The organism is Nostocoides australiense Ben110 (genome assembly GCF_001050535.1).
Taxonomy (GTDB): Bacteria; Actinomycetota; Actinomycetes; order Actinomycetales; family Dermatophilaceae; genus Nostocoides_A; species Nostocoides_A australiense.
This window is the reverse complement of sequence record NZ_HG764815.1, coordinates 2,012,713-2,021,676: the sequence shown is the minus strand read 5'-3', so window position 1 is coordinate 2,021,676 and position 8,964 is coordinate 2,012,713. Positions and strand designations below refer to the sequence as shown.

The following is an 8,964-nucleotide window of genomic DNA, read 5'->3' as shown; positions in this document are numbered from 1 at the left end:
GCCCCGTCCGCCAGTGCGGCGGCGAGGGCGCCGACGAAGGCGTCGCCGGCGCCGGTGGTGTCGACGATCAGGTCCGGGGCCACGGCCTCGGCGGGAGAGCCGACCCCGTCCCACACGGCGCCATTGGCCCCGAGGGTCATCAACAGCGACCCGACGCCGGCCCCGGAGTCGGCGAGCGCCATCGCCTCGTGCTCGTTGGCGACGATCGGATCGGCGAGGGCGAGCACATCGGGCGGCAACTCGGCATACGGCGCGATGTTCAACACCACGCGCGCCCCCGCCTCCCGGGCGAGTTCGGCCGCCTTCGCGACCGTGCCCAGCGGGATTTCTAGTTGCAGGACAACGACATCCGCCTCGGTCAGTTCGGGAAATGACCCAGGCCACCCGGCGCCCACGTCGGTGTTGGCGCCCGCGACGACGATCACGGTGTTCTCGCCCGCGTCGTCGACGGTGATGAACGCGGTGCCGGTCGGCTGACGGTGGCTCACCTCGATCTGGCCGACGTCGAGACCGAGACCGGCCAGCCGCGCGACATACGCCCGGCCCTGGTCGTCGGCGCCTACGCAGCCGACCATGACCACGTCGGCGCCCGCCTCGGCGGCCGCGACGGCCTGGTTGGCGCCCTTGCCGCCGGCGAAGAGCCCCGAGAACTCGCCGGTGATCGTCTCTCCCGGTTTGGGATGGTCGGCGACGCGCACCACCTGGTCGACATTGAGCGACCCGATGACGACTACCCGACCCCGTGACGACTCCACGGTGAGAGCGTAACCGCCGCGGCCCGGGTCAGACCTTCTCGCGCGCGCTCTCGCGCATCGTCTCCAGCCACAGCGTGCTCAAGCGGGCGTTGTCGACGGCGAGGGCGACGTCGACGATGACGTCGGACTGGCCGTGCGGGTCGTGGGTGAGGTCGCCGGACCAGTCCCGGTGGTCGACGATGGTGCGTCCGCGCGTGTAGCGGCCGGTGAGTTCGACCCGAGCCGGCAGTTTGGAGGTGGTCAGGGAGTCGGGGGCGATGACCGCGGCCACGGCGCCGGCGTCGCCGATGGTTGCACTCTCGCCGCCGAAGCGGTCGCACTGGAAGGTCACGAGCCGGCCGGCGAGACCCGCCGGGCCCTGTGGGTCGGCGGCGATCAGCTCGGCCGCCTGAGCCCGGGTGATGCGCGGCTCGTAGAAGACGTCCAGCCCGTACATCCCAAGCGTGATCCCGAGGTCGGCGCAGGAGTCGAAGACGATGGCCGCCGCCTCGGGGTCGTGGAAGATGTTGAACTCGGCCGAAGCGGTGGCATTGCCCACAGCAGCGGCACCACCCATGAAGAGGATGCGTTCGATCCCCTGTGCCACAGCGGGATACGTGCGCAGCAGCAGGGCGATATTGGTCAGGGGCGCCAGTGGTATGAGGGTGACCCGCTCCCCCGTCGCGGCGGCGGCGAGCAGGTGGTCACGCAGGAGTTCGACGGCGTGGCGATCGTCGGCCGCCCGGGCCGCTACCGGCCAGTCGAGGTCACCCATGCCGTCCTGGCCGTGCACGTGGCGGGCGTCGACGGGGTCCTCCAGGAGCGGCCGGTCGGCTCCGGCGGCAACCGGGACGTCGTCGCGACCGGCCGTCGTCAGGACGGTGAGGGTGTTGCGGACGACGTCCGCGAGCGGAGCATTGCCCCCGACACAGGTGACGGCGCGCAGGTCGAGGTCAGGGTGCAGCGCGGCCAGGAGCAGGGCGCAGGCGTCGTCGACACCGGTGTCGACGTCGAGGATCACAGGAAGAGCAGGCACAACCGTCAATGGTAAGTCCGCGCAGGCGCGGCACCCGTCGGGTCCGAGACCGTTCGTCATGACTGGCTATGGTCGATGCATGCGTCAACGCCTGCTCGCCACCGGTGGCCTCATCGTCGCGACCCTCGCCGGAGGGGCCCAGCCCGGGGCCGGTGCCGCGACCTCCGAGCCGGGTCTGACGGCCCGGCAGGCGACGTGCGTCGGGCAGCTCAACAAGGACCTGTCCACCAAAGCCCGCGTGGGACAACTGATCTGGGTCGGCATGTACGCCAGCGACCCGCACAGCGCCGATCGGTATGTCGCGGACTACGACGTCGGCGGCGTCGTCCTGCTGGGCGGCTTCCACTCCGGCGTCTCGGCCACCCGCGCCGCGACCGGGCATATCGCGAGCTTCGCCGACCCGCGGGTGAAACTGGTCGTCGCGGCCGATCAGGAGGGCGGCTATGTCCAGCAGCTGCAGGGCAGCGGCTTCTCGACGATCCCGACCGCCTACTACCAGGGACGCACCTGGGCCCCGTCGACCGTCCAGACCCGGACGGCCGCGTGGGCCGGTCAGCTCAAGGCGGCCGGCGTCAACGTCAACCTCGCCCCGGTCGCCGACACGGTGAACAAGGATTTCATGCCGTACAACCGGCCGATCGGCTACTACCAACGCAACTATGACTACGTCGCCGACCGCGTCGCGATCGACGTGCGCGCGGCGGTCGGCGGTATGCACGCGGCGGGAGTTGCCTCGACCGTCAAGCACTTCCCCGGCTTGGGCCGGATCACCAACAACACCGACACCTCCTCGACCGGTATCACCGATCCCTCCACCTGGCCCGGGTCGGCGTACCTGCGCCCGTTCGCGGCCGGCATCGACGCCGGCACCGAGTTCGTGATGGTGAGCAATGCCTACTACGCCAAGATCGACCCGGCACGCCAAGCGGTGTTCTCTCCCACCGTGATCGAGGGTCTGCTGCGTGGGCAACTCGGCTATCAGGGTGTCGTGATCACCGACGACGTCGGCGCCGCGGTGGCCGTGACCTCGACACCCGTTGGGTCGCGCGCCACCAAGTTCATCAACGCGGGAGGCGATATCGTCCTCACCGCGACGCCCTCGAGTGTGCCGACGATGCTCGAGGCCATCCGCGCGGCCCGGACGACGAGCCCGACGTTCAAGGCCAAGCTCGACGCGGCCGTGCTGCGCATCCTGCGCACCAAGACGGCCATGGGATTGACCAGCTGTTCGTGACCTGGTTCAGGAGCAGTCGAGGAGTCCGCGGCGGGCCTTGAGCGTCAGAACGCGCTCGAGTGCGGCGCCGGCCTTCGCGGCGAATTCTTCGTCGGCCAGCTCGGCCTTGACGGCCCGCGCCATCACCGGGATGTCACTCGCCTTCGCGGTCAGGACGATATCTCCGCCGGCGGCGATGAACTTTGTCGCGCGCTCCCCGATGGGGGTGGCGGCAACCGCCGCGGCCGCGCCGACGTCGTCGGTGATGACCACGCCGTCATACCCAAGCCGGGTGCGCAACAGGTCGGTGACGATCTCGGGAGCGAAAAGTGCCTGCGCCGCAGCGATCTTCGGGTATGCCGCGGAGGAGACCATGACGAAGTCGGTGCCCGCGTCGATGCCCGCCCGGAAGGGTTCGAGATAGGGATCGTCGAGCGTGGTCGTCGGATCGGTGATGCCGGTGGCGCTGCTGTCGGTGTTGCCCCGGATGCGGCCGATGCCGGGGAAGTGTTTGACAGCGGTCATCACCTCACCGTCGTGCATGCCCGCGAGGAAGGCGGTCATCGGGGGGATGACGGCAGCGGGCGTCGAGCCGTACTCGCGGTGGTAACGCCCGATCGGGCCGTTGGCGGTGCCGATGTCGGCGGGCACGGTGTCGGCGACGGGCGCCAGGTTGACGTTGATGCCGACGTCGACCAGTTCCTGCGCCCAGTCCGTTGCGGCTTCCCGTAGCGCCGCCGGACCGAGCGTGGCCTGTTGGGTTGCCGACGGGATGGTGCTGAAACCCGCCCCTTTCAGTTGCTGGACTTGGCCGCCCTCCTGGTCCGCGGCGAGGAAGAGCTTCGGACCCGTGGCGATCGAGTTCAGGTGCTCGGTCACGGCCGTCACCGTCGCCGCGCCGCTCCAGCCGCCGAGGAGGATGACGCCACCGACATGGTGCTCGGTGACCGCACTGTCGACGCCCCGGGCGCCGGCGCCGGCGTCGAGTCCGACCATGAGCAGCTGCCCGATCTGCTCTTCCTCGCTCAGGCCGGCAACGGCCGTGTCGACGCAGGCGCCGATCGGGTCGACGGACGTGCTGGCAGAGGAACTGCTGGACGAGTTCGATGTCGTCTCCCCCGCCGTGGCGGTCCCGGCTGTCGTGCTCGCTGACGTGGCGGGCGGCAGCGACGCAGAGGTGCTCGATGCGCCGGTCGACGGCGTGCCGCTGGGGGTGCACGCGCCGACGCCGAGCGCGACGCTCGTGCCGGTTATCAGGCCGGCGAGCAGCGCACGCCGGTGCCGGCCGCTCGCTCCGCTCGAGGATGTCGTCATGGGTGCACCACCGTCACAGGCAGGGAGGAGTCGGCGGGTAGGTCGAGACCAGACGCGGGGCGGTCCTTGGCGACCAGCTGGGCGCCCAGGGCGGCGACCATGGCGCCATTGTCGGTGCACAGGGCCGGACGGGGCACCCGCAGCCGGATGCCGGCGGCGTCGGCTCGGGACTGCGCCATCGCCCGCAGGCGCGAGTTGGCCGCAACCCCACCGCCGATCTGCAAGTCGCCGACGCCGTGCTCCTGGCAGGCCAGAATCGCCTTGCGGGTCAACACATCCACGACGGCTTCCTGGAAAGACGCCGCGACATCGGCCACGGGGATCTCCACCCCGGCGGCGCGCTGGCTCTCCACCCACCGGGACACGGCGGTCTTCAAACCGGAGAAGGAGAAGTCGAAGCGATGACGCTCCATGTCGCGGCCGCTCGTCAGCCCACGCGGGAAGTCGATGACGATCTGGCCGTCCCGGGCGGCACGGTCGATGTGCGGCCCGCCGGGGAAGGGCAGCCCGAGCACTCGGGCGACCTTGTCGAAGGCCTCGCCGGCGGCGTCATCGATCGTCGCGCCGAGGGGCCGCACGTCGTCGGTGACATCGGGCACGAGCAGCAGCGAGGAGTGCCCGCCGGAGACGAGCATGGCCAGCACCGGTTCGGGCAAGGCGCCGTGCTCGACGATGTCGACGGCGACGTGCGCGGCAAGATGATTGACCCCGTACAGCGGCTTGCCGAGCGCCAAGGCGAGGGCTTTCGCGGCCGCGACCCCGACCATGAGCGTGCCGGCGAGCCCGGGGCCGCTCGTCACGGCGATCGCGTCCAGATCGCGCAGCGTCACACTCGATCGGGCACAGGCACGCTCGATGGTCGGCACCATCGCCTCGAGGTGGGCCCGGCTGGCCACCTCGGGCACGACCCCGCCGAAGCGGGCGTGCTCCTCGACGCTGCTGGCGATGGCATCGACCAGCAGCGTCTCGCCGCGCACGATCCCGATGCCGGTCTCGTCGCAGGAGGTCTCGATGCCGAGGACCAGGGGTTCATCAGGCATGGGCACGCTCCGTGTCGGGGCGAGGTTCGCTCGTCGTCAGGAACTTGCGCAGCACGAGCGCGTCGACGTCACCGGGTTGGTAATAACGGCGCCGGGTCTGGATCAGGTCGTAGCCGGCGCCGGTGTAGAGGCCGAGCGCCGCGGCGTTGTCGGCCCGCACGTCGAGCATCATGCCAGTCGCACCTTTGAGGATCGCCCGGTTTTCCAACTCCTGCAGCAAGATCCGGCCCAACCCGCGGCCGCGCGCGGCGGCCGACACCGCGATCGTCATCACGTCCGAGACCTCGCCGCCATGATCGGTGCCGGCGTAGCCGAGCACCCGCTCGGCGTCGCGGGCGACGATGTAGTCGCGCCGCGGCCGGGTCGCGAGTTCGTGCCACCAGGAGGCGCTGGCCCAGGCATCGTCGGGAAAGACCGCGCGCTCGATCGCCTCGATTTCGGGCAGATCGGGCCAGGTCAGGTCGCGCAGCCGTATGCCGTTCATGGCCGCCCACTCGTCGGCAAGGCGGGTTTGGGCGCGGCGGGTTCCTGGGCGTCCGGGCGCCGCAGGTACATCGGCACCGGCTCCGTGCGGACCCCTCGGTGAATCTCGCTGGCCGCGAGCGCGCGCCAGCACGCCTGCCGAAACGTCCTGGGGTGCAACTGCGTTGACCAGGATGTCGGGATAGAGCAGCGGGCCGCGGCCGGCGCACGGCAGGGTTCGCGCGTCCGGCGGGAGATCGGCCGGCTTGGTGACGGCGGGGTCGGTGACGCGCGTGGCGTGGCCCTCGGCCGCGGCATACCGTGCCCAGTAGACCTCCGTGCGCCGGGCGTCGGTGGCGACCAAAAGGTCGCCGTCGTGCCGCCCCGCGAGGGCCTCGGCGAGGGCGTCGAGGGAACACACCCCGTGCACCGGGACCTGCAGCGCGGAGCCGAGCACGAGCGCGGTGACGACGCCGACGCGCAATCCGGTGAAGGGGCCGGGGCCGATGCCGACGGCGATGTGCGTGACCTCGGTCATGCGGGTGCCGGAGGCCGTCAGCACCCGCTCGATGACGGGCGCGAGTGCCTCGGTGTGCCGCCGGTTGTCGAGCACGGCCTCCTCGGCGCGGACCTGGTCGCCGTCGCGCACAGCAGCGGTGATGGCCGAGGTCGCGGTGTCGAAGGCAAGGATGCGCAGGGCGGGGCCACCGTGGGTCATGATGCGTCGTCCTCGGACGTCAAGGCCTGCAACGCTGACCGGGAACCCGTTGTCTGCCAACGATCTCCGACCGCGATGATGTCCACGCGGCGGGTCTCGGTCGCGGGATCGGCGGTCATCCGGATCGCGAGGTGGCTGTCGGTCAGGTCCTCGGCCAGGCCCTCGCCCCATTCGACGAGCGTCACCGAGTCGGCGATGTCGGCGTCGAGGTCCATATCGTCGAGTTCGGCGAACGACCCGAGGCGATAGGCGTCGACGTGCACCAGTGCGGGACCGGCGGCCAGCGTCGGGTGCACGCGAGCGATGACGAACGTGGGCGACGTGATCGGGCCACGGACGTGCAGGCCCGCGCCGATCCCCTGGGTAAGGGTGGTCTTCCCGGCACCCAGGTCTCCGGTGAGGATCACGAGATCACCGGCCCGCAGCAGCGTGGCCAGCGCCCGCCCGAAGGCCTGGGTGTCCTCGGGAGTGGCGAGCGTGACCGCTCCCGTGCGAAAACGCGTCATACCGGATCCTTGGTCCCCGACTGTTTGCGCTCTCCGGTTCGCTCCTGTCCGGTTCGCTTCTGGCCGGTTCGCTTCTGTCCGGTTCGCTTCTGTCCGGTTCGCTTCTGCCGCAACAATTGCACGGCGTGGCGCCGGGCAAGGTCGGTGATCTGTGTGCGACCACGCGCGGGGGCCGGCGCCTCCTCGACGTGGGCTCGATCGATGAGGGCCAGAAGTTGGGCGTCGACGAGCGCCGGATGCTCGAGCATCACCAGGTGGCCCGCGTCGGTGATGACGACGTGCTCGGCGTTGGGCAGGACATCGACGATCGCCTGGCTGTGATCCGGGGGCGTGAGCACGTCGCCCTCCCCGTTGAGGACGAGGGCATCGACCCGGCCGAACACGGGCAGCGCGTCGCGTTTGTCGTGATCCTCGAACGCCGGCAAGAAGTCGGCCACGACCTTCAGGTCGGTGCCCATCAGCATGTCCGCGGCAAAGCGCACCGTCTCGGCCGAGACCGGGGAGGCGAAGGAGAAGCGTTCGACGAGATAGGACTCGACGTCCCGGCCGACGGAGCGGGCCGCACTCCACTGCCGTTGCCGGGCAGCGAGATTGGCCAGGACGCCCGGGCCGAAACGCAACAGGGTCGCGCCGAGCATCCGGCCGAAGCCGAGTGAGATCATGCCGTCGCCACCCGCGCTCGTCGAGACGAAGCCCACGGCGTCGACGCGATCCCGGACCAGGGCGGGGTTGCGGTCGGCCAGCGCCATCACGGTCATCCCGCCCATGGAGTGGCCGACGAGGACGAGGGGGCCGTCGGGCGCCGCCGCCGCGATCACCCGTTCGAGATCGCTGCCCAGCTGGTCGATGGTCGAATGGCCCTCCGCCCCCGTGCCGGACCGGCCGTGGCCCCGCTGATCCCAAGCGACACAACGGAATCCGGCCTGCACGACGGCCCGTCGCTGATGGATCCACGAGCCGAGAGCCAGGCAATAGCCATGCGAGAACACGACGGTGGGACCGCCCTCGAAGCCCTGTGGTTCGTCGATCTCCACGTGCAACTGCGCTCCGTCGTCGGCCGTGACGACGAGTTCGCGATCGGCATACCACTCGAAGGGATTGCTCGCGCCGAGTTCGACGGCCTCGATGCCTTCTAGCCCGGCCCGACGCACCGTGGCCCGGCGCACCATCGCGCCCGCGGCGGCGACGTAGTAACGCGGCACCCGCGCCCCGACGCGCGTGATGATCTCGTAGCTGATGGTCCCGGTCGCCGCCGCCCAGTCCTCAGCCGTCGGCTCCCCGAGCGCCCCGGCCCCGAAGAGCACCACCTCGTCGCCGGGCTCGGCCGTGGCGTCGGGTCCGAGATCGAGGAGGAACTGATCCATGCAGACGCGACCGGCGATGGTCAGCCGCCGGCCGTCGAGCAGCGCCGGTCCGGCGTTCGAGGCATTGCGCGGGATGCCGTCGGAGTAGCCGAGCGGGACCAGCCCGAGCCGGGTGTCCCGGTCGGTGAGGTAGGAGTGGCCGTAGCTGACGCCCTGACCCTGCGGGATGTCCTTGACCAGGCTGAGCCGGGCAACCAGGCGCATCGCCTCGCGCAAGCCGTAGTCGGCGCTGCTGGCCAGGTCCGGCGTCGGCGAGAGCCCGTAGACCGCCAGGCCCGGCCTGACGAGGTCGTAGTGCGCCGATGGGTTCGTCAGTGTCGCAGCGGAATTCGCCAGATGGCGCAGCTGCGGGTGAACGCCCTCGCGCTCCAGTTCCGCGACCGCCTCGACGAAGCGTTCCTGCTGCTGGCGCACCGTCGGGTGGTCGGGCGCATCGGCATACGCGAAGTGCGACCAGACCCCCACGACCTCCCGCGGCCGCGCCGCGCACGAGATCGCTCCACGCGGCGCCGAAGGCGCCGTTGCGGGCCAGCCCCGTGTCGACCTTGAGGTGGACGCGTGCGGGTGAGCCGATGCT

8 protein-coding genes and 1 pseudogene are annotated in these 8,964 nt (G+C 70.7%); 1 reads left to right on the top strand and 8 read right to left on the bottom strand.

Annotated elements, in window-relative coordinates; all coding sequences use genetic code 11:
- Both BN11_RS09735 and BN11_RS09730 read right to left on the bottom strand, forming a co-directional pair.
- Window positions 1–755 (bottom strand): PfkB family carbohydrate kinase (locus BN11_RS09735; RefSeq protein WP_048701176.1); only part of this gene is annotated, 755 nt, incomplete at its 3' end.
- A 28-nt stretch (window positions 756–783) separates the two neighbouring features.
- Window positions 784–1,770, bottom strand: a complete 987-nt coding sequence (locus BN11_RS09730; protein WP_235435431.1) for a nucleoside hydrolase — start codon at window positions 1,768–1,770, stop codon at window positions 784–786.
- Between the two features lie 79 nt (window positions 1,771–1,849).
- Here BN11_RS09730 and BN11_RS09725 point away from each other — a divergent pair, with 79 nt between their 5' ends.
- Complete coding sequence (locus BN11_RS09725; RefSeq protein ID WP_048697095.1) at window positions 1,850–3,004, top strand: glycoside hydrolase family 3 N-terminal domain-containing protein; 1,155 nt, start codon at window positions 1,850–1,852, stop codon at window positions 3,002–3,004.
- A 6-nt stretch (window positions 3,005–3,010) separates the two neighbouring features.
- Here BN11_RS09725 and BN11_RS09720 read toward each other — a convergent pair whose 3' ends face one another.
- From BN11_RS09720 to alr, 6 genes and pseudogenes are all read right to left on the bottom strand, one after another.
- Entirely contained in the window at window positions 3,011–4,297 is a 1,287-nt protein-coding gene (locus tag BN11_RS09720) for a glycoside hydrolase family 3 N-terminal domain-containing protein (protein WP_083433658.1), read from the bottom strand.
- The gene (gene tsaD, locus BN11_RS09715; protein WP_048697094.1) at window positions 4,294–5,337 is read right to left on the bottom strand and encodes a tRNA (adenosine(37)-N6)-threonylcarbamoyltransferase complex transferase subunit TsaD; all 1,044 of its coding nucleotides are present in this window, start codon (window positions 5,335–5,337) and stop codon (window positions 4,294–4,296) included. Before tsaD ends, BN11_RS09720 begins: the two co-directional genes overlap by 4 nt.
- Window positions 5,330–6,517: a tRNA (adenosine(37)-N6)-threonylcarbamoyltransferase complex dimerization subunit type 1 TsaB gene (gene tsaB, locus BN11_RS25145; protein ID WP_235435430.1), complete on the bottom strand. Its 1,188-nt coding sequence runs from the start codon at window positions 6,515–6,517 to the stop codon at window positions 5,330–5,332. The genes tsaD and tsaB overlap by 8 nt, the downstream gene beginning before the upstream one ends.
- Window positions 6,514–7,023 (bottom strand): tRNA (adenosine(37)-N6)-threonylcarbamoyltransferase complex ATPase subunit type 1 TsaE, encoded by a 510-nt coding sequence (gene tsaE, locus BN11_RS09700; protein WP_048697088.1) that lies wholly within the window; start codon window positions 7,021–7,023, stop codon window positions 6,514–6,516. Before tsaE ends, tsaB begins: the two co-directional genes overlap by 4 nt.
- Entirely contained in the window at window positions 7,020–8,192 is a 1,173-nt protein-coding gene (locus BN11_RS22580) for an alpha/beta fold hydrolase (protein WP_157044363.1), read from the bottom strand. Before BN11_RS22580 ends, tsaE begins: the two co-directional genes overlap by 4 nt.
- A gap of 6 nt (window positions 8,193–8,198) precedes the next feature.
- Window positions 8,199–8,964, bottom strand: a pseudogene (gene alr, locus BN11_RS22575) (alanine racemase); the annotation flags it as partial.

What these genes read in the sequence shown, in the direction of transcription:
- tsaD (WP_048697094.1), bottom strand. Translation starts at nt 5,337, where the DNA reads ATGCCTGATGAACCCCTGGTCCTCGGCATCGAGACCTCCTGCGACGAG.
- tsaB (WP_235435430.1), bottom strand. Translation starts at nt 6,517, where the DNA reads ATGACCCACGGTGGCCCCGCCCTGCGCATCCTTGCCTTCGACACCGCG.
- BN11_RS22580 (WP_157044363.1), bottom strand. Translation starts at nt 8,192, where the DNA reads ATGGTGCGCCGGGCCACGGTGCGTCGGGCCGGGCTAGAAGGCATCGAG.
- BN11_RS09725 (WP_048697095.1), top strand. Translation starts at nt 1,850, where the DNA reads ATGCGTCAACGCCTGCTCGCCACCGGTGGCCTCATCGTCGCGACCCTC.
- BN11_RS09720 (WP_083433658.1), bottom strand. Translation starts at nt 4,297, where the DNA reads ATGACGACATCCTCGAGCGGAGCGAGCGGCCGGCACCGGCGTGCGCTG.
- tsaE (WP_048697088.1), bottom strand. Translation starts at nt 7,023, where the DNA reads ATGACGCGTTTTCGCACGGGAGCGGTCACGCTCGCCACTCCCGAGGAC.